A 21,612-nucleotide genomic window follows, 5' to 3' on the forward strand; every position below is an offset into this window, starting at 1 on the left:
GTCAGCGCCAGCCCGCGGCCTTGGGTTGGTCGGCGAGCTGCTGCGCGACCCGCGCATAGCCCTCGGCATTGGCATGGATGCGGTCGGAGCGCAGCGATGCGTCCGACAGCACGCTCGAATACACATTGGCGACGAGCAGCGCCTGCCCCGACTTCGCAACCTCCTCGTAGAACAGCGCGTCGCTGAGCGAACCGACAGCCGCGCGCATCGCGTCGGGCGAGGGCGTGGCCAGCAGCGCGACGTGGGGCGTGTGTGCGCGCGCCTGGCTGACAAGGGCCGCGAGATTGTCGCGCGTGGCCGCGGGCGAGACGCCACGCAGCATGTCGTTGCCGCCGATGCCGATCAGGACCGCGTCGTAGCTGCCCGCGGCCAGCAGCGAAGGCAGGCGCTCCAGCGCCCCGGCCGAGGTGTCGCCATTGAGGCCCGCGTTCTCGATCTGCCAGCCCGTGAGCTCGCCCAGTTTCACGGGCCAGGCGGCTTCGGGCGGTGCGCCGTAGCCGAAGGTCAGGCTGTCGCCCAGCGCCAGCACGCGGGCATCGGATTTCAGCGCGGCGGCGGAGGGTTTGCGCTTGCCGCAGGCGGCCACGAGGGCGGCCGCGGGCACGCCGGCGAGCAGGTGGAGGAGGTGTCGTCGCTTCATGCTGCGCGCGAGCTTAAAGGCAATCGGCACAGGAAGCGTGTGCTTGCGCCTTCGCTCAGTCAGGACGTTTGAAGAAGCGGTACAGGCCGGCAACCAGCATGACGGCGCCCAGCAAAGCAACCGCGGTCTGGCCGCCTTGATAGCCGCCGATTCCAGCAGGCGGGCCCGACATGAACCACCTCAGGAGCATGCCCCCGCCCCACACGATGCCGATGGCGCCAATGATCTTGTCACGCATGTTGATGGATGGCGCCTCCACGCCTTGAATGGTTTGCAGGCCCATTGTCGCCACGGTCGGACAACACGCCGCCCCGATACCAGCACTTACCTGATTTCACCTGACCGCGACCTGATGCGCGCGAGGCAGACACAAGCGCCGCTGACAATGGACCCGTCATCAACACGAAGGAGTTCCAGATGATCATCAATTCAAAGAGCATGGCCGTCGCTGCTGCGGCGCTCGCGATGTGCATGGCAGCGGGAAGCGCCTTCGCACAGGACCGGGGCCACGACCGCGGCCATGACCGCGGCAACGATCAAGGCAACGGCCGCTACGAACAACAGGACCGCCGCTTCGACCGGCACGACGACCGCCGCGGCGACCGCTACGGCCGCCAGGACTATCGGCCAGGCCGGCAGTTCGACCGCGCCGGCTACCCCCAGCCGCACGCCGAGTGGCGCCGCGGCGGACGCGTGCCCAACGAATACCGCGGCCGCAATTACGTGGTGAACGACTGGCGTGCCTACCGCCTGCAGCAGCCGCCGCGCGGCTACCAGTGGGTGGGCGTGGGCGGCGACTACGTGCTCGCGGCCATTGCGTCCGGCGTGATCGCGCAGATCATCGTCGGAAGCCAATAAGGAGCCAAGCGCGCGGCCCGCTGCGCGCCGAGCTTCAAGGCCGCCGCAGGTTTTTTCCTGCGGCGGCCTTTTGTTTTTGAAGCGGCGAGCTTCTCAGGCTGCCACGGTGGGCAGCGACTGGGCGCAGACATTGCGCCCGGTGATGGTGAGCCGCAAGCCGCCGCCATGCCATTCGAGCCAGTTCAGGCTCACGTAGGCCTCGATGTCGCTGTCGTCGATGCGGTCCGCCTGCCGGCTCTGCAGCAGTTCCACCGTGGCGGGGAGCGCCCGTCTCAGGCGCTCGCGCCGTTCAGCGGCGGCGTCGGCGCTGGCGGCCTTCAGGGCGGCCCTTGTTTTCTGTTGCTGCTGCGGGGTCGATGCCATTGCTGATCCGTTCCGGGAAGCCAAGGAATTAACCCGAATGTACGCCCGCTGTGTAAAGCCGCACGCATCTTTTACAAACCTGTTGCGGCAAGCGTTGAATAGGTTGCGCGAGGCCTAGATTTCGTAGTGCGAGCCCTTCGCTTCATCGCCCAGCGCCTTCTCGACCACCGCCCGGGTCAAGGTGGGCGCGAACGATTCGATGAACGCATGGACGTACTTGCGCAGGTAGTTGCCGCGCCGCACCGCGAGCTTGGTCATGTTGATGCCGAAGAGCCGGCCCGCATCGAGCGCGCGCAATTGCGTGTCGCGCTCCGTCTCGTACGCCACGCCGGCCACGATGCCCACGCCCATGCCCAGTTGCACGTAGGTCTTGATCACGTCGGCGTCCATCGCGGCCAGCACGATGTTGGGTGCGAGCCCGCGCTGTGCAAAGGCCTCGTCGATGCGCGAGCGCCCGGTGAAGCCGGTGTCGTAGGTGATCAGCGGATAGCGCGTGAGCGCCTCGAGCGTCAGCGGCGCATCGAGCAGCGCATGGCCCGGCGGCACGATGACCGAATGCGTCCAGCGATAGCAGGGCAGGGCCACCAGCTGGGGATAGTCGCCCAGCGCCTCGGTGGCAATGCCCACGTCGGCCTCGCCGTCGATCAGCATCTGCGCGATCTGCTTGGGCGAGCCCTGGTGCAGATGCAGCTTCACGTTGGGAAATTGCGCGCGGAATTCCTGTACCGCCACCGGCATCGCGTAGCGCGCCTGCGAATGCGTGGCGGCCACCGACAGCAGGCCGCTCTGCTGCGCCACGAACTCTTGCCCCGCATGCCGCAGGTTGCTGCTCTCCATCAGCATGCGCTCGATGATCGGCAGCACATGGCCACCCGGTTCGGTGAGCCCGGTGAGCCGCTTGCCGGCGCGCACGAAAAGTTCGATGCCGAGCTCTTCCTCCAGCTCGCGGATCTGCCGGCTCACGCCCGGCTGGGAGGTATGAAGGGCATGGGCGACTTCGGTCAGGTTGAAGCCGCAACGAACGGCCTCGCGTACCGAGCGCAGTTGTTGGAAGTTCATCTGGCGCGAAAGATCGGAGGAAGGGGGCCCGGACCGGGCCGAGCGGCGATTCTCGGCAGAAGTGCTTATGCGGGGAACGATGCGTTTGTTGGTTTCACATGAGCAAATCATCTGTACCGATCTTCTGCCGGTGGGGCTGCGAGCGAATTGCAATTTCGCACGACTGTGCTAAAATGAGGCGCATGGACGCCAAGACCCAGAAAAGCGAACTCACCCGCGCCGCCATCGTCGGCGCGGCCATCGATCTCGCCCTGGCCGAAGGGTTGGAAGCCATCACGCTGCAGGCCGTGGCCAGCCGCCTGGCGCTTTCCAAGAGCGGGGTGTTCTCCCGCGTGGGCTCGCGCGAGGCGCTGCAGAAGGCGGTGATCGAGGAGTACGGCCGCCGCTTCCTGGCCGACGTGTTCGTGCCGGCGATGCAAAAGCCCAAGGGCCTTGCGCGGCTCAACGACATCGTCGGGCGCTGGATCGCCCGCACCCGCGACATCGAGGCCGAAACCGGCTGCATCTACATGGCGGGCGCGTTCGAATACGACGACCGCGAAGGCGAGCTGCGCGACCTGCTGTTCGACGAAATCACGCGCTGGCGTGCCGCACTGCGACGCACGGTGTTGCAGGCCGTGGAAACCGGCGAGCTGCGGCCCGACACCGATGCCGCGCAGGTGGTCAGCGAACTCAATGGCCTCGTCATGGGCCTGCTGCACGACGCGCGCTTCCTGCGCGACCCCCAGGCCGCCGACCGCGCCATGCAGACCTGGCAGCGGCTTCTTTCCAGCTACCGCGCCTGAGCCACGGCACAGGCAGGTTTCGTTCGTTCATCTTGTCTTGATTTCGCACGATCGTGCGATAAAAAGGAGAAACACCATGCTGATCATCACCCTCTGTCTTGTCGTCTACGTGGGCGCCATCGGCGCCGAAGCGGTCCGCGATGCGCTGCGCAGCCTGCCGCGCAGCAACGAGGACTGGGTCTGGTACTGAACGCGGGAGCCCATTGAATGACGAGCACCACCACCTCCGCGGCCACGCATGCCGCCCAGTCGAACTACTACCGTCCGGGCCGCCTGATGCGCACATTGCGCTTCGGCCTGACCACCTCGCAGCGCTTCTGGCCCGCGCTGGGTGTGCGCGCCGCCTACCGGGTGTTCGGCACGCCGCTGCCGCCCAAGTGGCTCTACCGCGGCCAGGGCCCCGGCACCGGCTGGCGGCGCGAAGGCTGGGCCTTCGAGAACGCAAGCCTCGGCATCTATCACCTCGCTGCGCAGGATTCCGGCGCGGAATCCGCGCCCATCGTGCTGCTGGTGCATGGCTGGGGCGGGCATGCGGGGCAGATGCTGGCGCTGGCGCAGGCGCTGGCCGATGCGGGCCTGCGGCCTGTGCTGCTCGAGCTGCCGGCCCATGGCCGCAGCGCGGGCACGATGAGCAATTCGCCACAGTTCGCCCGCGCCATCGCGTATGTCGTTGCAAGGCTGGCGGCCGACGGCCATGCGCTGCGCGCGGTGGTCGCCCATTCGATGGGTGCCAACGGGCTCGCATTGGCTGCCGCCCGGGGCTTGAGTGCAGAACGGATGGTGCTGCTCGCGCCGCCCGCTTCAGCGCGCGAATTCACGCGCTACTTCGCGCACACCTTCGGCCTCAGCGAGGCGACGCGCCTGGCCATGCAGCGGCTGTTCGAGGCGCGCGAAGGCATCCTGATGGCGCAGCTCGAACCGGTGGCCGTCGGTCCGCGCATCGCGCAGCCGACGCTGATCGTGCATGACCGCGACGACCGCGTGAACCGTTTTGCCGATGCCGAGGCGTACCGCGATGCCATCGAGGGGGCGCAGCTGGTGGCCACTCAGGGGCTGGGGCACCGCCGCATCCTCAAGGAGGAGGACGTGGTCCGGCAGGTGGTGCGCTTCGTGGCGCAGCCCTGAGCGGCGGGCGAGCGCGGGCGGGCAGTGCCACCCGCCGCGCGTCGTTTTTTCTTCAGCGCGCCGGCGAGGGCGTCGGGTCGGGCAGTTCGATCTTGATGTCGAGCACTTCCAGGTCGTCCTGCTTTTCCAGGTGGACCTTGATGTCCTCGGCATTGATCTTCACGTATTTCGAGATCACCGCCATCAGCTCGCGCTGCAGGTCGGGCAGGTAGTCGGGGCGTTTCTTGCCGCTGAGGCTGGACCGCTCGTGCGCGAGGATGATCTGCAGCCGCTCCTTGGCGACGCTGGCCGTCTTCTTCTTTTCGCCGAGCAGGAACGAGAAAAAGGACATGGCCTACTTGCCTCCGAAAATTCGCTTGAAGAAGCCCGGTTTTTCGGCGTCGACGAAGCGCATCGGCTTGTCTTCGCCCAGGAAGCGCGCCACCACGTCGCTGTAGGCCTTGGCCACGTCGGTTTCCTTGTCGTGGATGGCCGGCACGCCCTGGTTCGACGCCTGCAGCACGCTTTCCGACTCGGGAATGACGCCGATCAGCTTGATGCGCAGGATGTCCTGGATGTCTTCCAGCGAGAGCATCTGGCCGCCGGCCACGCGGTTGGGGTTGTAGCGGGTGATCAGCAGGTGCTCCTTGATGGGGTCGCCGCCTTCCTTCGCCCGCTTGGTCTTGCTGCTGAGCATGCCCAGGATGCGGTCGGAGTCGCGCACCGAGGATACCTCGGGGTTGGTCACCACCAGTGCTTCGTCGGCAAAGTGCATGGCCATCATCGCGCCGGTCTCGATGCCCGCGGGCGAATCGCAGACGATGTAGTCGAAGTCCATGGCGGCGAGGTCGGTCAACACCTTTTCCACGCCTTCCTGCGTGAGCGCTTCCTTGTCGCGCGTCTGCGAGGCCGCGAGCACGAACAGGTTGTCGCACTGCTTGTCCTTGATCAGCGCCTGGCTCAAGTTGGCCTCGCCCTGGATCACGTTGATCAGGTCGTACACCACGCGGCGTTCGCAACCCATGATGAGGTCGAGGTTGCGCAGGCCCACGTCGAAGTCGATCACCGCCGTCTTCTTGCCCGCGAGCGCGAGGCCCGACGCGAAGCTGGCGCTCGTCGTGGTCTTGCCGACGCCGCCCTTGCCTGAGGTCACCACCACAATTTTGGCCATGGCCATTCCTTCTTGTTTCGATTTGGTTGTTGGTTGTCGGATGCGCCGCGGCACATCAGATCGCGTCGATCACTAGCTTCTTGCCATCGAGGCGTATCTGGGCCGGCTTGCCGAGCACCGGGTCCGGCAGCGGCACTTCATTGGTGCGATAAATGCCCGCGATGGCCACGAGCTGCGCTTCCATGCAGGTCGAGAAGATGCGCGCCTCGGTGTTGCCGCGCGCGCCGGCAATGGCCTTGCCCCGCAGCGGCGCGTAGACGTGCACGTTGCCGTCGGCAATGACCTCGGCGCCGAAGCTCACCACCGCGGTCACCACCACGTCGCCGCCGCGGGCGTAGACCTGCTGGCCCGACCGCAGCGGCTTGTCGATCAGCAGGGTGCCGTTGGCCGGCACCGGCACTTCGCGCACGATCTGCGGCGCTTCGCTGGCGTGCGCCGGCGAAGCGGCCGGCGGTGCCGGGGAGCGCGGCGCGGGCGCCGCCGGCATGGCCGTGAGCGACAGGCCGGCCGCGCGGGCCGCCGCATTCTGGGCGTCGTTGCCCCCGCGCACCGCAATGGGCTGCGTCTGGTGGCGCGCCAGCAGGCCGCGCAGCGCCGCGAAGTCGAGCTCGGCGGGTTCCTCGCCGCCCTCTTCGTCCGGCTGCAGCTGCGAGAGGTCGATGACCACCGGCTCCTGCTCGAAGAAATCGGGCGAGTCGGCCAGCTGAGCGTCGAGGGCCTCGGCCAGCACGGCCAGATCGGCCGTCTTGAGGATCACTGCAATCAGCGGCAGCGTGGCGCTCTTGAATTCGAAAACCGCCTTGGTGCGCGCGGCGGAGACATCGGCCATTGGAAAACGTCGGTGCGAAAAGCGTTGAAGTCTAACGGGCGCGGGCTTCCGGCCAGTGACCGGCCCCCGCTTCAATCACCCCACAGAACATTTATTGCACGAGGTTTCACTTTTAAAAGGCTCAGGCGTTGCGCGATCTGCCGAGCAGTGCGTAAAGAATGATCGCGCCGAAAGTCGCGGTTCCGATGCCGCCGAGCGCGAAATCGCCGAACTTCAGCGTGAAGTCGCCGGTGCCGATGATCAGCGTGATGGCCGCCACGATCAGGTTCTTGTTCTGCGAGAAGTCGACCTTGTTGTCGACCCAGATCTTGGCGCCCGCAATGGCGATGAGGCCGAACACCACGATGCTCACGCCGCCCATCACCGGCAGCGGAATCGCCTGGATCAGCGCGCCGAACTTGGGACTGAAGCCCAGCACCAGCGCAATGAGCGCGGCCACCACGAACACCGCCGTCGAGTAGATGCGCGTGGCCGCCATCACACCGATGTTCTCGGCATAGGTGGTCACGCCGGTGCCGCCCGAGGCGCCGCTCACCACGGTGGCAATGCCGTCGCCGATGAAGGCGCGGCCGATGTACGGATCGAGGTTGCGGCCGGTCATGGCCGTGACCGCCTTCAGGTGGCCCAGGTTCTCGGCCACCAGGATGATCGCCACGGGCGCGATCAGCAGCATGGCATTGGTGGTGAACACCGGCGCGGTGAAGGTCGGCATGCCTAACCAGGCCGCGTTGGCGATACCGCCCAGGTCCACCGGCTTGCCAAGGCCCATGCCGTTGGTCAGCGCCGCATAGACCAGCGTGGCCAGGATCAGCCCGACCAGGATCAGCAACCGCTGCAGCATGCCGCGCGTGAACACCGCCACCAGCCCCACGCAGAGAAAGGTGACGGCCTGCATCCACGAATCGAAATTGCTGGCCGCCATGTTCTTGATCGGTACGCCCGCCAGGTTGAGCCCGATCACCGCCACCACCGCGCCCGTGACCACCGGCGGCATGAAGCGCTCGATCCAGCCGGTGCCGATGGCCTGCACCAGCGCGCCGATCAGGATGTAGACCACCCCGCAGGCCACGATGCCGCCCAGCGCCACCGCGATGTTGGCGTTGGCCCCCTTGCCCGCATAGCCGCTGGCCGCGATCACCACGCCGATGAACGCGAAGCTCGAGCCCAGGTAGCTGGGCACCTTGCCGCCGGTCACCAGGAAGAAGATCAGCGTGCCGATGCCGCTCATCAGAATGGCGATGTTGGGGTTGAAGCCCATGAGGATGGGCGCCAGCACCGTGGCGCCGAACATCGCGATCACGTGCTGCACGCCCATCGCGCCGGTCTGCAGCCAGGGCAGGCGTTCGTCGGGCGCGACCACGCGGCCCTCGGTGGCGGCGACTTCGCGCCAGCTGAACAGGTTGCTCATGAGTGGTTATCTCCTCGGTAGTTATGTTCCTGGGGGGCTTCTCTCGGCCCGCTGCCGCCCGTGTGCCGGGCGGGTTTTCTTGTCTTCGCTAGCGCGGCGGCAGCACCGCCATTGTGATGCGTGAGACGCAGGTCAATTCGCCTGCGTCGTTGGTCATGTCGATTTGCCACACCTGCGTGGTGCGCCCGCGGTGCACCGGCCGCGCGGTGCCCGTGACCCAGCCGCTGCTCGCGGAGCGGATGTGGTTGGCGTTGATGTCCAGCCCCACGGCCCGGTCGCCTTCGGGGGCCGAGTAGTGCGCGCCGCAGGAGCCCAAGGTTTCGGCCAGCACCACCGACACGCCGCCGTGCAGGATGCCGTAGGGCTGGCGCGTGCGCTCGTCCACCGGCACGCGGGCGCGGATGAAGTCGTCCCCCACCTCCAGGAATTCCATGCCCAGCGTGGACACGGCGGTGCCGATGTGGTTGCGGGTCAGTGCCTCGACCGAGATTTCTTTTTTCCAGATACGCATTCGGTTTCTCCGGTGCAGGGTTTGGGAAACTATAGCGACGGGGGCTGACAACGGCAGTCGCCTTTGCGTGCTAAGTTGGCCGGATGAAACGCCCTGTCCGCCGTTGGCTCATTGGCATTGCCGCGGTCCTGCTGCTGGGCACCGGCGCGCTGGTGTGGGTGGCGGCCTCCCGCTTGCCAAGCGACGAGGAAGTGGCCGCGCGCATTGCCGAAGGTTTCGAGAAGCGCTTCGGCGTGGGCCTGCGGATCGGCGGCGCGCACTGGGCGCTGTGGCCCAGCCCCGTGCTGGTGCTGTCCGACGTGGCCACCGACCAGCCGCGCCCCGTCACGCTGCGCCGCATCACGGTCCAGCTCAAGCTGCGGGAGCTGCTGCGCCGGGTCATCGCCATCGACGAGGTCGAGATCGAAAGCCTGGTGCTGCCGCGCGACGCGGTGCGCGCGTTCCGCGGCAAGGGCCCCAAGCCGAAGGAGGGCGGCCACATCGTCGCGCTGCCCGTGCCCTGGACGCTGGCGCCCGTTCCGCTCGAAAAGCTGCGCTGGCGCGACCTGAGCTGGATCGACCGGCGCGGCGTCGCGCTGGCCTACGACGGAGAAATCACCTTCGATGCCGGCTGGCGTCCGCGCCAGCTGCGCATCGAGCGCGCCGGCGCGTCGCCGCCCGCACGGCTGCGCCTGGACCGCGCCGCCGGCCAGGACCGCTGGCGCACCCGCATCGACGTGGGCGGCGGCACGGCGAACGGCGTGACCTGGTTCGAGGCCTTGCCGGACGACCTGCTGCGCGTGTCGGCCGAGCTCGAGCCGCGGCAGGTGGACATCGAGGGCATGGTGCAGGCCTTCGGCCGGCGCAGCGCCGTGGCCGGCAGGTTCTCTGGCCGATCCACGCTGGTGGCCGAGGCCGGCGAGGTGGGCGCGCTGATGCGCAACTTGCGCACCCGCACCGCCTTCTCGGTCCAGCCCGCCACGCTCACGCGGCTGGACCTGGCCAAGGCCGTGACCACCGCGGGCATCAGCCGTGGCGGCACCACGCCGCTCGAGGAGCTCACCGGCGTTCTCGACACGCAGGGCACCGACGACGGCGTCGTGATGCGCTACACCGGGCTCAAGGCGCGCTCGGGCATGCTCACGGCCAGCGGCCACCTGCGGCTCTTCAATCGCAAGCTGGACGGCGAGATGGCGGTGGACCTGGTCGACGGCGTGGTCGGCATGCCGCTCAAGATCGGCGGGACGATGAGCGAGCCCGAGGTGTCGCTGACCGGCGGCGCGCTGGCCGGCGCCGCGGTCGGCACCGCGCTGCTGCCCGGCGTGGGCACGGCCCTCGGCGCGCGGGCGGGGCAGCAGTTGGAAAAGCTCTTCGGCGCGGAAGAGCCGGCGAAGAGGAAAAAGCCGGCACCCCGCCAGGGGGCGCGGGCGTCGCCCTGAGGCGGGGCTGGGGTGCCGCTGCTTGCTATTCCAGCTCGTTGAACTGGACCACGCCTTCCTTCATGACCAGCGGAATGCGCTCGCCCTGCCCGAGCAGGCAGGACACATCGCGCAGCGGGTTGCCATCGACCACCAGGATGTCGGCCAGCGCGCCCGGCACCAGGCGGCCCAGGCGGTCGGGCATGCCCAGCACCTCGGCGCCGACCACGGTGGCGCTCGCAATGGCTTCGGCCGGCGACAGCACCTCGGCGCGCAGGCGGAACTCGTCGCTCTGCAGCCGCTGCGATTCGCCCAGCAGGTCGGAGCCGAAGCCCATCTTCACGCCCGCCGCCTTGTAGATCTCCAGCGAGCGCAGGCCGGCCTCGCGCACGTCGGCCACCTTGGCCACGCTTTCCTTCGGCAGGCCTAGGCGCTCGCCCTCGTTGGCCAGCGCGTCGTAGGTGACCAGCGTCGGCACCACGTAGGCACCGCTCTGCGCCATCAGCGCCGCCGTGGGCGCATCGACGAGGTTGCCGTGCTCGATGGTGCGCACGCCGCAGCGCACGGCCCGCGCAATGGCTGCTGCGGTGTAGGCGTGCGCCAGCACGTAGGTGCCGCGCGCCTCGGCCTCCTGCACGATGGCGCGGATCTCGTCCTCGCTGTAGCCGAAGGCGCCCACCGGGTCGGTCGGCGAGGCCACGCCGCCGGAGGCCATGATCTTGATCTGGTCCGCGCCCATCTGCAGTTCTTCGCGCACGGCCCTGCGCACCGCGTCGACGCCATCGACCACGCGCGCCAGCGCGCCGACGCGCACGCAGGTCGGGCAGCTCGCAGCGGGGTCGAGGAAGTCGGAGCGCGCCCGCATGTCGCCATGCCCGCCGGTCTGGCTCAGCGCGCGCCCGGAGACGAAGAGGCGCGGCCCTTGCGCCAGGCCGGACTCCACCGCCTGCTTGAACGCGAAGCCCGCGCCGCCCGCATCGCGCACCGTGGTGAACCCGCGGCGCAGCATGCCGCGCAGCATCGGCACGCTGCGCAGCGTGATGAGCACATTGGGCATGTGCACCTGCCGCGCGAGGTTGAGCTCCACCGCGATCACATGCACGTGCAGGTCGATCAGGCCGGGCATCAGGGTCTTGCCCTTCACGTCGATGACCCGCGCGGCCTGGCTCTGGAGCGGCTTGTCGGAGACTTCGCGCACCACGCCTTCTTCGACCAGCACGTCGTGGCCTTCCAGCAGCTCGCCGCGCAGCGGATCGAGCAGGTGGGCGTTCCTGAAAAGTACCGTGTTCGTCATGCCATGGTCTCCCTGGTGTCCGGGGACAGCACGGCCGGCACCGCGAGCTGCGCGAACAGGCGCGCGAGTTCGATGTGCCGGGTGCCGTACCAGTTTTCCTCGTGCAGCATGTTGAGCGTGCCCAGCGTCTCGCCGCGCCAGCGCAGCGGAATGTTCAGCACGCTGCGGCAGCCCAGCGACACGATGAGCTCGTGGTCGTAGAACACGTCGCGCAGGTCTTCGGCATTGCGGCCGATGTAGGGCAGGCCGCGCTGCATCACCTGCTGCATCCAGGGCGAATCGGTGATCGGCTTGCGCCCGCCCACCGGGTAGGCCTCGCGCATGTTGGTGTACACGCGCTCCGACTCGCGCTCTGCGCGGTGGTGGACCAGGATGGTGAACAGGCGATGGCCGATGGTCGCGGCCACCGCCTTGTCGAGCGCGTCGAAGGTGGCTTGCGGCTGCTGCGTGTCGGCATGGGCCTGCGCCACGGCGCAGAGTGATTCGGTCAAGGAGCTTTGCAACATGGATGAACGGTTCAGGAAAGTTCGCTCGCCGCAATGTCTTCGAGCGAGCGGCCGCGCGTCGGAATGCCCATGAACGTGACGGCCGCCGCACCCAGCAGCAGCACCCCCGTCGTCATGCCGAACACGCCCGCAAAGCCCAGCGACGGATAGACGAAGCCGACCAGGATCGGCGCGGTGATACCGCCGATGCGGCCGATGGCCGACGCCAGGCCGGAGCCGGTGGCGCGCACCTGGGTCGGGAACACCTCGGGCGTGTAGGCATAGACGCCCGCGTAAGTGCCGTTCATGAAGAACGAAAGCAGCACGCCGGCCAGCATGATCTGCCCGTCGCTGTGGGTGAACGCCAGCCCCAGCGCCGAGGCGCCGCCCAGCAGCATGTAGCTCACGATGGTGGCCTGGCGGCCGATGCGCTCGTTGAGCCATGCGGCTGAAAAGTAGCCCGGAATCTGCGCGATGTAGATCACCAGCGAATAGCCGAAGCTCTTGGTGATCGTCATGCCGTTCTGGATCAGCAGGCTCGGAATCCAGGTGAAGAACGAGTAGTAGCTGAAGGTGATCGACAGCCACATCAGCCAGGTCATGCTGCTGATGCGGATGAGCTTGCCGGACACCAGCGTCGCGTAGTTCTTCAGCAGCTTGCCGCGGCTCGCGCTGGGCGGCGGCGCGGCCACGTCCTGGGCGTTGAGCACGGGGAGGGCGTGGCCGCCTCGCACGTGGTCGGCTTCCATCGCATCCATGATCGCGTCCGCCTCGCCCAGCCGCCCCTGGCTTTCGAGCCAGCGCGGCGATTCCGGCAGCGCCCGGCGCCACCACAGCAAGAGCACCACGGGCAGCGCCGTGATGAAGATGACGATGCGCCAGCCCTGCGGATGCGCCGGCACGATGAAGTAGCCCAGCAGGGCCGCGGCCACGAAGCCGAACGAGAAGAAGCCGGCCAGCGCACCCGTGAAGGTGCCCCGGTAGCGGCGCGCCACGAACTCCGACAGGTAGGGCGCGATGATCGCGCTCTCGGCCCCGGCGCCGAAGCCGGCCACGATGCGCAGCGCGAGGAAGAGCGTCCAGTCGTTGACCATGCCGCTGAACAGCGACGCCACGCAGTAGATCGCCAGCGCCGACATCATCACCTTGCGCCGCCCGATCAGGTCGCCGCAGGCACCGGCCACCAGCGCGCCGAAGAAGAAGCCGATGAAGTTCGCGCTGGCCAGCACGCCGATCTGCACGCTGCTCAGGCCCCAGTCGGTGCGCAGTACCGGCAGCACGAAGGCGATCACCGCGGCGTCCATCGCGTCGAAGGTGTAGCCGAGGCCTCCCATCAGCAGCAGCCGGCGGTGGAAGCCGGAGAAGGGCAGGCGCTCGATGCGAGCCGACAGCATGGTCATGTGGTTTACCTCGACGACGGGTTTCGATCAGGAACGCGGCATGGACGACGCGCCCGATCGTAGGATCGGCGGGATATAACGACAAATTTATACTGGTAATTGTGTTTATAGAGCACATGAATGATTGGACGGCCGACTGAATGAACTACCGCTCCGCCGACCTCAACCTGCTGAAGGTGTTCGAGGCCCTCATGACCGAAGGCAACGTCACGCGCGCCGCCCGCAAGCTGTCGCTCACCCAGCCCACGGTCAGCAATGCGCTGCGCCGCCTGCGCGAAACCTTCGACGATCCGCTGTTCGTGCGCAGCGGCGCGGGCGTCAACCCCACGCGGCGCGCCATCGACCTGTGGGAGCCGCTTTCGCAGTCGCTGCATGCGATCCGCGGCACGCTGGAAGGAGAGCGCTTCGACGCCCTGCGCAGCACCGCGAGCCTCAGCATCGCGATGTCGGACTACGTGTCGAGCATCGTGGTGCCCCGGTTGGCCGCCACGCTGAGCAAGGCCGCGCCGTCGATGCAGATCCACGCCATCCCCAACACGCTGGTCGACTTCGACAAGGTGCTGGCGGACAACAAGGCCGACTTCGCGATCAGCGTCTACAACGAGGAAGTGCAGCGGCCGGCCTTCCTCAAGTCGAGGGCGCTGTGGTCGCCCGACTTCGTGTGCGTGCTGCGCACGGGCCATCCGCTGGCGCGCGCGGACAAGATCCCGCTGAAGAAATTCCTGGCCGCGCGCCATGTCGACGTGAGCCTGGTCGGCAAGACCATGCCGACCTACGACCTCTTCCTGCACAGCCGCGGATTGCAGCGCAACCTGGTCGCCACGGTGAACCACTACCACGCGGCCTATGAGGTGGTGCGCCGTTCCGACCTGATCGCGGTGCTGCCGTGGTCCGGGCGCTTCGAGCCCACGCGCCTGGCCGGGCTGCGCCGGATGCCCGTGCCGCTCGACGCGCCGCCGCGCGTCATCGAGCTGTTCTGGCACCAGCGGCACGAGACCTCGGCGCTGCACCAGTGGCTCAAGAACATGCTGCTGGCGCAGTTCGAGCAGCCTTCCTGAACTCGTGAGACCGCGGCGGGCCGATCAGTCGCGCAGGCGGATGATCTGCAGGTCGTGGTGCGCACCGGCATGCAGCCGCGCCACCTCGGCCGCGCGGCGCGTGAGCACCGCGCGCTGGTTGATGTAGCCCTTGTCGGTGATTTCGCCCGCGTCCAGGTTCGGCGGTTCGGCGAGCACCAGCGCGCGCGTGGGGCATTGCGAGGAACCCGCGCCTTCGGCCTGCAGCGTGCGCAGCACCTCGCCGATCCGCTCGGCCAGCGTCTGCGGCGCGAGCGAGGCGGCCTGCGGGCCCGCGAACACCAGCATGCCGATCTCGTCGCGGTCATGGCCCGTGAGCACCACGTCCTGCACGAGCGGCGCCAGCATCGACACCAGCTTCACGCGCAGCGTGCCCACCGAAACCCAGGTGCCGCTCGAGAGCTTGAAGTCCTCGGCCACGCGGCCGTTGAAGATCACGCCTTGCGAGGGCTCGGTGGGGTCGGCAAGGAAGCCGGCATCGCCGATGCGGTAGTAGCCCTCTTCATCGAAAGCCTCGGCCGTTTCGCGCGGCGCATGGCGGTAGCCCGGAAACACCGAGACGCCCTTGACGCGCATCTCGAGCTTCTGGCCATTGGGCACGAACTTGAGTTCGAGCCCCGGCAGCGGCGCGCCGATGCAGCCCGCGCCATCGAGCTTCCAGTGCGCGGAGGTGATGGCCGGTGAAGTCTCCGTGGCGCCCCATGAGGTGGTGAGCCACAGCGGCCGCTCGGGCCGCACGCGCTGCGCCACGGCTTCGAGCCGCTGCCAGGTCGAGGGCGCGAGCGCCGCGGCCGCATAGAAGGCCAGCCGCAGGCGCGAGAACACCTCGCGCGCGAGCGCCTCGTCGGCTTCGAGAAAGGGCAGCAGCATGTCGAAGCCGCGCGGCACGTTGAACAGCAGCGTGGGCTTCACCTCGCGCAGGTTGCGCACGGTCTTCTCGATCAGGCCCGGCGCGGGCCGGCCCTCGTCGATGTAGAGCGCACCGCCATGGGCGAGCACCATGTGCAGGTTGTGGTTGCCGCCGAAGGTGTGGCTCCAGGGCAGCCAGTCGACCAGCACGGGTGTTTCCTTGTTCAGGAATCGCCAGGTCTGCGCCATCATCTGCTGGTTGGCGCAGAGCATGCGGTGCGTGTTGATCACCACCTTGGGCTTGCCGGTGGAGCCCGAGGTCAGCAGGTACTTGGCATGGGTGTCGGGCAGGATGGCCTCGTAGGCCTGCATCACGGCCGGCGTCTCGCTCGCCTGCAGCAGTTGCGCGAAGGGCAGGGCGCCGGCATGCGCATCTGCATGGCGGCTGAACACGGTGAACGCCTCGACGCCGCAGCCCGCAAGCGCGCCGCCGTAAATCTTGGCGTCCGAGGCGTAGATCAATGCGGGTTGCAGCGCCTGCAGCATGCCGTGCAGCCGCGACGGGTCCTTGGCCATGCGCGAATACGCACTCGACAGCGAGCATGCGGTGCGCCCGATGTGCATGGCCGCGAGCATCAGCACCGCGTGGTCGATCGCGTTGTCCGAGAGGATCACGATGGGCTTTTCGGCCGGCAGCTCCAGGTCGAGCAGCGCCTGCGCCACCGCACCCACGGCCTCGCGCAGCGCGCGGTAGTCGAGCTTGCGCCAGCCTTCGCCGCTGTCGTCGCGTTCCGCGAAGGCCAGCGCCTCGGGCGTTTCGCGCGCCCAGCGCTCCAGCCATTCGCCGATGCAGCGCGCATAGGGCTTGAGCGCCATCGGCGAGCGCAGCGCGAAGGAGCCGTCGTCGAAGTCGATGCGCAGCGTGCGCGGCGGGGCGATCTGGCTGGGGTCGAGGAGGAAGTCGTTGTCTGTCATATAAGCCCGGGGGCAGTCATTCCTGATCGAGTCTGCCGGTGTCGGCTTTGGCGCGAATCAGGTCCAACAGCAGGATGTCGCGGGCGGCCTCGAGCTCGGCCACGCGCCGCGCGCCCAGTTCCTCGGCCACGCCCTCGGCCACCTTCTGCTTCAGCTCTGCCGTCATCGCCGGCGCGCCCAGGTCCTTCCACCAATCCTCGATCGGCCCGCCCAGGTGCGCGAGCACATGTTCGATGCCGCCCGCGCCGCCCGAGAGGTGCAGGTTCATGAACGGCCCCATCACCGCCCAGCGCAGGCCGGGGCCGTGCGCAATGGCGGTGTCGATGTCGGCCACGCTCGCCACGCCCTCGTTGACCAGGTGGAAGGCCTCGCGCCAGAGCGCGGCCTGCAGCCGGTTCGCGATATGGCCCTTGACCTCGCGCTTCACATGGATCGGCCGCTTGCCGACAGCGGCATAGAAGGCCATGGTGCGCTCGATGGTCTGGTCCGAGGTGCGCTCGCCGCCGACCACCTCCACCAACGGGATCAGGTGCGGCGGGTTGAAGGGATGGCCCAGCACCACGCGCTCCGGGTGCCGGCATTCGGCCTGAACCGCGCTGATGGCAAGCCCCGAGGAGCTCGACGCCAGGATGGCATGCGCCGGCGCGGCTTCGTCCATGCGCCGGAACAGGTCGATCTTGAAATCCAGCCGCTCGGGGCCGCTCTCCTGGACGAAGTCGGCCTGCGCCACCGCGTCCTCGAGCCGCGCGTGGAAGCGCAGCCGCCCGGCCGAGGCACCCGCTGCCAGGCCGAAGCGTTCCAGCGTGGGCCAGTGCGCCGCCACGGCCGCGCGCAGCCGCGCCTCGGCATCGGGCGAAGGGTCGGTGGCCTCCACGTCGAGGCCGCGCGCGAGGAAGAAGGCGGCCCAGCTGGCGCCGATGACGCCGGTGGCAACCACCGCGACACGTGTAATGGCAATCGGTTCCATCTGCTTCGCCTCAGGAATCCGCCGTGAAGCCGATCTTCTTGACCAGCGGGCCCCAGCGCTCGGCCTCCGCCCGCTGCGAGCGCGCCATCTCCTCGGCCGTGGAGCCCTGCGCGATCAGGCCGACCACGGCCAGGCTGTCGGTCACCACCTTTTCCTTGATGGCTGCGTTGATCGCCGCATTGGCCGTGGCCACCACGCTCGCGGGCGTCCGGGCCGGTGCGTAGAAGCCGAACCACTCCTCGGTGGTCAGCTCCGCGAAGCCCTGCTCGGCAAAGGTCGGCACCTCGGGCGAGAACGGCGAGCGCGCCTTGCCCGAGGTGGCGAGCAGCCGCAGCTTGCCGGCCTTGTGGTTGGGAATGAAGTCGCCGCTGGGCGTGACCATGGCGGCGATCTGCCCGCCCACCACGTCGGTCACGCCCGGGATGGAGCCGCGGTAGGGCACGTGCTTGAGATCGACCCCGTTGTTAAGGCCCAGCAGTGCGCCGATGAAGTGCGGCGTCGAGCCGGCCGCCGGCGAGCCGTAGCTGGCCTGGTTCGGGTTGGCCTTGGCCCAGGCGAGAAAGTCTTTCACGGTGCGCACCTCGGGCGGCACCAGCGGGCCGACCGCGAGGCCGTGGTGCATGACCGCGGCAATCGACACCGGCACGAAATCCTTGCTGGGGTCGTAGCTGAGCTTGCTGTAGATGTGCGGGTAGATCGAGGTGCACGAGAACGGCGACAGCGCCAGCACGCTGCCGTCGGCCGGCGCGCTCTTGAGGGTTTCCAGCGCGATGCGGCCCCCCGCGCCCGGCTTGTTCTCGACCACGGCCATGTTGCGGGAATAGGCCGAGCCCGCGAGCTTTTCGCCCACGCGGCGTGCCACGCTGTCGCCGGCGCTACCGGCCGGAAAGCCGTAGTAGATCTTGACCTGCTCGAACGCCTGGGCCAGCGCGGCCAGCGGCGAGAGGGCGCCCAGCGCAGTGGCTGCGCCCAACGTGTGGAGGAAATGGCGGCGGGTGTTCATGGAATGTCTCCTTGGTTTCTTCATCAGCGCGGCGCGAATTCGGGGCGCGGGCCGCCTCTGCGAGGCAGCCCCATCATCTGCCTTGCTTCGGCCGGCGTGGCCACATCCATGTCGAGCTCATGGATGACGCGCACGATGCGTTCGGTCAGCTGCACGTTGGTGGCGAGCTCGCCATGGCGGAAGTAGAGGTTGTCTTCCAGCCCCACGCGCGCATGGCCGCCCAGCAGCAGCGCCGCCACGTTGGCCTCGAGCTGCGAGGGGCCGATGCCGCTCACGCCGAAGATGCTTCCCTTGGGCAAGGTGTCGACCATCATCTGCAGGAAGCGCGGCGAATACGGCATCGCGTTCTGGAAGTTGCGGTGCACGTTCATCACGAGGTTGATGAAGTAGGGCTCGTCGTCATGGCCCTCCTCGATCAGCGTGGCCGTGTCCTGCAAGATGTGCGTGGGGCTGAACACCTCCCACTCGGGCTTGATGCCGCGCGCCTTCATGCCGGCCGCGAGTTCGCGGCCGCGGGTGATGGGCGTGTCCATCAGGATCTGCCGGCCCTCGAAGCTCAGGTTGAGCGTGGTCGCGTCCAGCGTGCACATCTCGGCACCGGCATCCATGCCCTTGATGCGCTCTTCCCATGCGATTTCCCAGCGCTCGCCGGCCAGCGGCTTCACCATGTCGCCATGCACGCCGCCGCCGGTGGAGTTGTTGATGACGATGTCGCAACCAGCCGCGCGGATGCGCGTGTTGATGTCGCGGTACACATCGGCGTTGCAGGTGGCACCGTCGTCGGGGCGGCGCGCATGGATGGCGGCCACGCTCGCGCCGGCGTTCCAGCAGCGCAGCACGTCGGCCGCGATCTCGTCGGGCTGGGTGGGAAGGTGGGGGTTCTGCGACTTGTGCGCCATGCCGCCGGTGGGGGCGATGGTCACGATCACTTTGCGCTTCGACGACATGCTCCGGGTCTCCTGGTGTCTTCTTTCATGAGGGGCGCGGGTATTATTTTTGGCGGCGCAGGCACACTCAGTCATCGCGACGACATTTAGGCTCAGGGTTTACGCACCCGCGCCTTCAGGAGCTTTCATTTCATGCCCACGACGAAGCCGGCCATCAAGGCGGCATCGCTGACCATTCCTCAGCTGCTGCAGCACTCGGCCTGGTTTCCGCTGCTCGACGAAGCGGCGCGCGAGCGCGTGCTCGACGAAATCCGCGAGGTCGAAGTCGCGGCCGGCGCCGCGCTGTGCCGGCGCGGCGATACGCCGTTGCACTGGTACGGCACGCTCGAAGGCTTGCTCAAGTGGTCGACCACCTCGAGCGACGGCCGTTCGGTCACCTTCGGCGGGCTGTCGGTCGGCAGCTGGTTCGGCGAAGGCACGCTGCTGCGTGGCGCTCCGCGCTCGGCCGACGTCATTGCGCTGCGGCCCAGCCGCGTGGCCCAATTGCCGCTGGAGACTTTCGAGTGGCTGCACCGCACGCAGCGCGGCTTCGATCATTTCCTGTTGCAGCAGCTCAACGAGCGGCTGCACTGGTTCATGGGCAACTACGCGGCGCACCGGCTGCTCGACGCCGACGGCCAGGTGGCCCGTGCGCTGGCGGGGCTGTTCCATCCGTGGCTGTATCCGGGCAGCGAGCTGCATCTGCAGACCTCGCAGGAAGAGATCGCCAATCTTTCCGGCGTGTCGCGCCAGCGCTGCAATGCGGCGCTGAACCGGCTGAAGGAAGCGGGATTTCTTCGCATTGAATACGGCGGCATCACCGTGATCGATCTCGAAGGACTGCGGCGCTTCATCGAATAGCGTCGACGCTCCTTCACACCCCGAGCAATTCCTCCAGCGCCTGCGGCTCTGCCAGCAGATCGGCCGAGGCCCCGTGCCGCACGATCTGCCCCTTCTCCATCACCACCGCGAGGTCGGTGTGGGCGAGCACCTTGCGGTAGTCGCGGTCGACGATCAAGGTGGCGATACCGGTCGCGCGGATCTCGCCGATCACGCGCCAGATCTCGGCCACGATCAGCGGTGCCAGGCCTTCAGTGGCCTCGTCGAGGATCAGCAGGCGCGGGTTGGTCATGAGCGCGCGGCCGATCGAAAGCATCTGCTGCTCGCCGCCCGAGAGCTGCTGGCCGCCGTGCGAGAGCCGCTCGCCCAGGCGCGGAAAGGTGGCCATCACGCGGTCGAAGGTCCAGGCGCGCCGGCCGTCGATGCCTGCGCGCTCGCTCATCACGAGGTTCTCGCGCACCGAGAGGTTCGGGAAAATGCCGCGGCCTTCGGGTACGTAGCCGATGCCGAGGCGCGCCATCTTCTCGGGCGGCCAGCCGGTAACGGTGCGGCCGTCGACCTGCACCTCGCCAGATGCGGGGCGCACATAGCCCATCATGCTGCGGATCAGCGTGGTCTTGCCCATGCCGTTGCGCCCAAGCAGACCGACCGAGGTGGCGGCTGGAATGCCGGCATGCACGCCGCGCAGGATGTGGCTGTTGCCGTAATAGGTGTTGAGGTCGCGGACGGTGAGCATGTCAGTGGTCTCCCGACGGGCCGCCCCTAGGGAGGCTAGCGCCCCCTCGGGGGGCAGCGAATACACGAAGTGATGAGCGTGGGGGCATCAATGATCCTCTCCGAGGTAGGCCGTGCGCACTTCGGGGTTCTCGCGGATCGAGGCCGGGTCGCCCGTGGCGATGACCGTGCCGTTCACCATCACCGTGATGCGGTCGGCAATGCGGAACACCGCATCCATGTCGTGCTCCACCAGCAGGATCGCATGGGTCGATTTCAGCCGCGCGAGCAGGGTCAGCATGCGGTCGGTTTCCTCCGCGCCCATGCCGGCGAGCGGCTCGTCGAGCAGCAGCACGCGCGGGTGGGTTGCGAGGCACATCGCCACTTCGAGCTGGCGCTGCGCGCCGTGGCTCATGGTGCCGGCGATGCGCTGCGCTTCATGCGCGAGGCCGGCGGCTTCCAGCGCCGCATCGGCTGAGGCATTGCTGGTGGCGCAGCGCTGCGACGACTGCCAGAGCGCCCATGGCTTCGCGGTGGCGGCCTGCGCGGCCAGCCGGCAGTTCTCGTGCACGCTGAACTCCGGAAAGATGGTGGTGCGCTGGTAGCTGCGGCCCACGCCGTCGCGCGCGCGGCGCGACTGGGCGCGGCGCGTGATGTCGACGCCGTCGAGCGCGATGCGGCCTTCGGAAGCCTCGATCTCGCCCGAGAGCATGTTGATCAGTGTCGACTTGCCCGCGCCGTTGGTGCCGATCACGGCATGCACTTCGCCGATGCGCAGGTCGAGCGTGACGGCATTGACGGCGGTGAGGCCGCCGAAGCGGCGCGTGAGGCCTTCGACGGAAAGCAGTGCGTTCATGGCTTGGCTCCTTCCCCTTCCGGGGGAAGGTGGGGATGGGGGCGGGCAGAGCGCGCGGTGGTGGCGCCGCGTGCCCCCACCCCGGCCCTCCCCCGGGAGGGG

Annotated in this window: 24 protein-coding genes; 6 read left to right on the forward strand and 18 right to left on the reverse strand. The window is 68.1% G+C overall.

Features of this window, described 5'->3' with window-relative positions:
- Position 1: 1 nt before the first annotated feature.
- Entirely contained in the window at positions 2-640 is a 639-nt protein-coding gene (locus QFZ47_RS13010; RefSeq protein ID WP_307656020.1) for a GDSL-type esterase/lipase family protein, read from the reverse strand.
- A gap of 55 nt (positions 641-695) precedes the next feature.
- Positions 696-923, reverse strand: a complete 228-nt coding sequence (locus QFZ47_RS13015; RefSeq protein WP_307656021.1) for a hypothetical protein — start codon at positions 921-923, stop codon at positions 696-698.
- A gap of 134 nt (positions 924-1,057) precedes the next feature.
- On the opposite strand from QFZ47_RS13015, the gene QFZ47_RS13020 reads away from it, so the two are divergent.
- Positions 1,058-1,498, forward strand: a complete 441-nt coding sequence (locus QFZ47_RS13020; protein ID WP_307656022.1) for an RcnB family protein — start codon at positions 1,058-1,060, stop codon at positions 1,496-1,498.
- A 93-nt stretch (positions 1,499-1,591) separates the two neighbouring features.
- Here QFZ47_RS13020 and QFZ47_RS13025 read toward each other — a convergent pair whose 3' ends face one another.
- Together QFZ47_RS13025 and QFZ47_RS13030 are read right to left on the reverse strand one after the other, a co-directional pair.
- A complete protein-coding gene (locus tag QFZ47_RS13025) occupies positions 1,592-1,861 on the reverse strand; it encodes a hypothetical protein (RefSeq protein ID WP_307656023.1) in 270 nt (89 codons plus the stop codon).
- Between the two features lie 114 nt (positions 1,862-1,975).
- The gene (locus QFZ47_RS13030; RefSeq protein ID WP_307656024.1) at positions 1,976-2,920 is read right to left on the reverse strand and encodes a CysB family HTH-type transcriptional regulator; all 945 of its coding nucleotides are present in this window, start codon (positions 2,918-2,920) and stop codon (positions 1,976-1,978) included.
- A gap of 182 nt (positions 2,921-3,102) precedes the next feature.
- Here QFZ47_RS13030 and QFZ47_RS13035 point away from each other — a divergent pair, with 182 nt between their 5' ends.
- Positions 3,103-3,705, forward strand: coding sequence for a TetR/AcrR family transcriptional regulator (locus tag QFZ47_RS13035; RefSeq protein ID WP_307656025.1), 603 nt, complete (start codon positions 3,103-3,105; stop codon positions 3,703-3,705).
- Between the two features lie 207 nt (positions 3,706-3,912).
- The gene (locus QFZ47_RS13040) at positions 3,913-4,830 is read left to right on the forward strand and encodes an alpha/beta fold hydrolase (RefSeq protein WP_307656026.1); all 918 of its coding nucleotides are present in this window, start codon (positions 3,913-3,915) and stop codon (positions 4,828-4,830) included.
- Between the two features lie 52 nt (positions 4,831-4,882).
- On the opposite strand, the gene minE is transcribed toward QFZ47_RS13040, so the two are convergent.
- From minE to QFZ47_RS13065, 5 genes are all read right to left on the reverse strand, one after another.
- The gene (gene minE, locus QFZ47_RS13045; RefSeq protein ID WP_307656027.1) at positions 4,883-5,161 is read right to left on the reverse strand and encodes a cell division topological specificity factor MinE; all 279 of its coding nucleotides are present in this window, start codon (positions 5,159-5,161) and stop codon (positions 4,883-4,885) included.
- A gap of 3 nt (positions 5,162-5,164) precedes the next feature.
- Positions 5,165-5,980 (reverse strand): septum site-determining protein MinD, encoded by an 816-nt coding sequence (minD, locus tag QFZ47_RS13050; RefSeq protein ID WP_055807861.1) that lies wholly within the window; start codon positions 5,978-5,980, stop codon positions 5,165-5,167.
- A 55-nt stretch (positions 5,981-6,035) separates the two neighbouring features.
- Complete coding sequence (gene minC, locus QFZ47_RS13055) at positions 6,036-6,809, reverse strand: septum site-determining protein MinC (protein ID WP_307656028.1); 774 nt, start codon at positions 6,807-6,809, stop codon at positions 6,036-6,038.
- 121 nt (positions 6,810-6,930) lie between these two features.
- Positions 6,931-8,217: a solute carrier family 23 protein gene (locus QFZ47_RS13060; protein WP_307656029.1), complete on the reverse strand. Its 1,287-nt coding sequence runs from the start codon at positions 8,215-8,217 to the stop codon at positions 6,931-6,933.
- 88 nt (positions 8,218-8,305) lie between these two features.
- Positions 8,306-8,728, reverse strand: coding sequence for a hotdog fold thioesterase (locus tag QFZ47_RS13065; RefSeq protein ID WP_307656030.1), 423 nt, complete (start codon positions 8,726-8,728; stop codon positions 8,306-8,308).
- 83 nt (positions 8,729-8,811) lie between these two features.
- Here QFZ47_RS13065 and QFZ47_RS13070 point away from each other — a divergent pair, with 83 nt between their 5' ends.
- Positions 8,812-10,146: an AsmA family protein gene (locus QFZ47_RS13070; protein ID WP_307656031.1), complete on the forward strand. Its 1,335-nt coding sequence runs from the start codon at positions 8,812-8,814 to the stop codon at positions 10,144-10,146.
- A 25-nt stretch (positions 10,147-10,171) separates the two neighbouring features.
- Here QFZ47_RS13070 and QFZ47_RS13075 read toward each other — a convergent pair whose 3' ends face one another.
- From QFZ47_RS13075 to QFZ47_RS13085, 3 genes are read right to left on the reverse strand one after another with little or no spacing between them, the layout of a single operon-like run.
- On the reverse strand, positions 10,172-11,419 hold the full coding sequence (locus QFZ47_RS13075) for a metal-dependent hydrolase family protein (RefSeq protein WP_307656032.1): 1,248 nt from the start codon (positions 11,417-11,419) through the stop codon (positions 10,172-10,174).
- Entirely contained in the window at positions 11,416-11,910 is a 495-nt protein-coding gene (locus QFZ47_RS13080) for a GAF domain-containing protein (RefSeq protein WP_307656033.1), read from the reverse strand. Before QFZ47_RS13080 ends, QFZ47_RS13075 begins: the two co-directional genes overlap by 4 nt.
- A gap of 26 nt (positions 11,911-11,936) precedes the next feature.
- A complete protein-coding gene (locus QFZ47_RS13085) occupies positions 11,937-13,304 on the reverse strand; it encodes an MFS transporter (RefSeq protein ID WP_307656034.1) in 1,368 nt (455 codons plus the stop codon).
- Between the two features lie 140 nt (positions 13,305-13,444).
- Here QFZ47_RS13085 and QFZ47_RS13090 point away from each other — a divergent pair, with 140 nt between their 5' ends.
- A complete protein-coding gene (locus QFZ47_RS13090) occupies positions 13,445-14,362 on the forward strand; it encodes a LysR family transcriptional regulator (RefSeq protein ID WP_307656035.1) in 918 nt (305 codons plus the stop codon).
- Between the two features lie 24 nt (positions 14,363-14,386).
- Here QFZ47_RS13090 and QFZ47_RS13095 read toward each other — a convergent pair whose 3' ends face one another.
- The 4 genes from QFZ47_RS13095 to QFZ47_RS13110 are packed head-to-tail and all read right to left on the reverse strand — an operon-like array spanning position 14,387 to position 19,121.
- On the reverse strand, positions 14,387-16,204 hold the full coding sequence (locus QFZ47_RS13095) for a feruloyl-CoA synthase (RefSeq protein WP_307656036.1): 1,818 nt from the start codon (positions 16,202-16,204) through the stop codon (positions 14,387-14,389).
- A gap of 16 nt (positions 16,205-16,220) precedes the next feature.
- Complete coding sequence (locus QFZ47_RS13100; protein ID WP_307656037.1) at positions 16,221-17,171, reverse strand: 3-hydroxyacyl-CoA dehydrogenase NAD-binding domain-containing protein; 951 nt, start codon at positions 17,169-17,171, stop codon at positions 16,221-16,223.
- Positions 17,172-17,181: 10 nt separating this feature from the next.
- Positions 17,182-18,174 (reverse strand): Bug family tripartite tricarboxylate transporter substrate binding protein, encoded by a 993-nt coding sequence (locus tag QFZ47_RS13105; protein ID WP_307656038.1) that lies wholly within the window; start codon positions 18,172-18,174, stop codon positions 17,182-17,184.
- A gap of 23 nt (positions 18,175-18,197) precedes the next feature.
- Positions 18,198-19,121, reverse strand: a complete 924-nt coding sequence (locus tag QFZ47_RS13110) for a beta-keto acid cleavage family enzyme (RefSeq protein ID WP_307656039.1) — start codon at positions 19,119-19,121, stop codon at positions 18,198-18,200.
- Positions 19,122-19,253: 132 nt separating this feature from the next.
- Here QFZ47_RS13110 and QFZ47_RS13115 point away from each other — a divergent pair, with 132 nt between their 5' ends.
- Positions 19,254-19,961 (forward strand): Crp/Fnr family transcriptional regulator, encoded by a 708-nt coding sequence (locus QFZ47_RS13115; RefSeq protein ID WP_307656040.1) that lies wholly within the window; start codon positions 19,254-19,256, stop codon positions 19,959-19,961.
- A gap of 13 nt (positions 19,962-19,974) precedes the next feature.
- On the opposite strand, the gene QFZ47_RS13120 is transcribed toward QFZ47_RS13115, so the two are convergent.
- Positions 19,975-20,676, reverse strand: coding sequence for an ABC transporter ATP-binding protein (locus QFZ47_RS13120; RefSeq protein ID WP_307656041.1), 702 nt, complete (start codon positions 20,674-20,676; stop codon positions 19,975-19,977).
- 87 nt (positions 20,677-20,763) lie between these two features.
- Positions 20,764-21,510: an ABC transporter ATP-binding protein gene (locus tag QFZ47_RS13125; protein WP_307656042.1), complete on the reverse strand. Its 747-nt coding sequence runs from the start codon at positions 21,508-21,510 to the stop codon at positions 20,764-20,766.
- Positions 21,511-21,612: the final 102 nt, after the last annotated feature.

It is taken from the genome of Variovorax paradoxus (assembly GCF_030815975.1).
Taxonomy (GTDB): domain Bacteria; phylum Pseudomonadota; class Gammaproteobacteria; order Burkholderiales; family Burkholderiaceae_C; genus Variovorax; species Variovorax paradoxus_N.

Excerpts from the sequence above, each read along its gene's own strand:
- QFZ47_RS13010 (WP_307656020.1), bottom strand. The coding sequence starts at position 640 with ATGAAGCGACGACACCTCCTCCACCTGCTCGCCGGCGTGCCCGCGGCC.
- QFZ47_RS13015 (WP_307656021.1), bottom strand. The coding sequence starts at position 923 with ATGGGCCTGCAAACCATTCAAGGCGTGGAGGCGCCATCCATCAACATG.
- QFZ47_RS13020 (WP_307656022.1), top strand. The coding sequence starts at position 1,058 with ATGATCATCAATTCAAAGAGCATGGCCGTCGCTGCTGCGGCGCTCGCG.
- QFZ47_RS13025 (WP_307656023.1), bottom strand. The coding sequence starts at position 1,861 with ATGGCATCGACCCCGCAGCAGCAACAGAAAACAAGGGCCGCCCTGAAG.
- QFZ47_RS13030 (WP_307656024.1), bottom strand. The coding sequence starts at position 2,920 with ATGAACTTCCAACAACTGCGCTCGGTACGCGAGGCCGTTCGTTGCGGC.
- QFZ47_RS13035 (WP_307656025.1), top strand. The coding sequence starts at position 3,103 with ATGGACGCCAAGACCCAGAAAAGCGAACTCACCCGCGCCGCCATCGTC.
- QFZ47_RS13040 (WP_307656026.1), top strand. The coding sequence starts at position 3,913 with ATGACGAGCACCACCACCTCCGCGGCCACGCATGCCGCCCAGTCGAAC.
- minE (WP_307656027.1), bottom strand. The coding sequence starts at position 5,161 with ATGTCCTTTTTCTCGTTCCTGCTCGGCGAAAAGAAGAAGACGGCCAGC.
- minD (WP_055807861.1), bottom strand. The coding sequence starts at position 5,980 with ATGGCCAAAATTGTGGTGGTGACCTCAGGCAAGGGCGGCGTCGGCAAG.
- minC (WP_307656028.1), bottom strand. The coding sequence starts at position 6,809 with ATGGCCGATGTCTCCGCCGCGCGCACCAAGGCGGTTTTCGAATTCAAG.
- QFZ47_RS13060 (WP_307656029.1), bottom strand. The coding sequence starts at position 8,217 with ATGAGCAACCTGTTCAGCTGGCGCGAAGTCGCCGCCACCGAGGGCCGC.
- QFZ47_RS13065 (WP_307656030.1), bottom strand. The coding sequence starts at position 8,728 with ATGCGTATCTGGAAAAAAGAAATCTCGGTCGAGGCACTGACCCGCAAC.
- QFZ47_RS13070 (WP_307656031.1), top strand. The coding sequence starts at position 8,812 with ATGAAACGCCCTGTCCGCCGTTGGCTCATTGGCATTGCCGCGGTCCTG.
- QFZ47_RS13075 (WP_307656032.1), bottom strand. The coding sequence starts at position 11,419 with ATGACGAACACGGTACTTTTCAGGAACGCCCACCTGCTCGATCCGCTG.
- QFZ47_RS13085 (WP_307656034.1), bottom strand. The coding sequence starts at position 13,304 with ATGACCATGCTGTCGGCTCGCATCGAGCGCCTGCCCTTCTCCGGCTTC.
- QFZ47_RS13090 (WP_307656035.1), top strand. The coding sequence starts at position 13,445 with ATGAACTACCGCTCCGCCGACCTCAACCTGCTGAAGGTGTTCGAGGCC.
- QFZ47_RS13095 (WP_307656036.1), bottom strand. The coding sequence starts at position 16,204 with ATGACAGACAACGACTTCCTCCTCGACCCCAGCCAGATCGCCCCGCCG.
- QFZ47_RS13100 (WP_307656037.1), bottom strand. The coding sequence starts at position 17,171 with ATGGAACCGATTGCCATTACACGTGTCGCGGTGGTTGCCACCGGCGTC.
- QFZ47_RS13105 (WP_307656038.1), bottom strand. The coding sequence starts at position 18,174 with ATGAACACCCGCCGCCATTTCCTCCACACGTTGGGCGCAGCCACTGCG.
- QFZ47_RS13110 (WP_307656039.1), bottom strand. The coding sequence starts at position 19,121 with ATGTCGTCGAAGCGCAAAGTGATCGTGACCATCGCCCCCACCGGCGGC.
- QFZ47_RS13115 (WP_307656040.1), top strand. The coding sequence starts at position 19,254 with ATGCCCACGACGAAGCCGGCCATCAAGGCGGCATCGCTGACCATTCCT.
- QFZ47_RS13120 (WP_307656041.1), bottom strand. The coding sequence starts at position 20,676 with ATGCTCACCGTCCGCGACCTCAACACCTATTACGGCAACAGCCACATC.
- QFZ47_RS13125 (WP_307656042.1), bottom strand. The coding sequence starts at position 21,510 with ATGAACGCACTGCTTTCCGTCGAAGGCCTCACGCGCCGCTTCGGCGGC.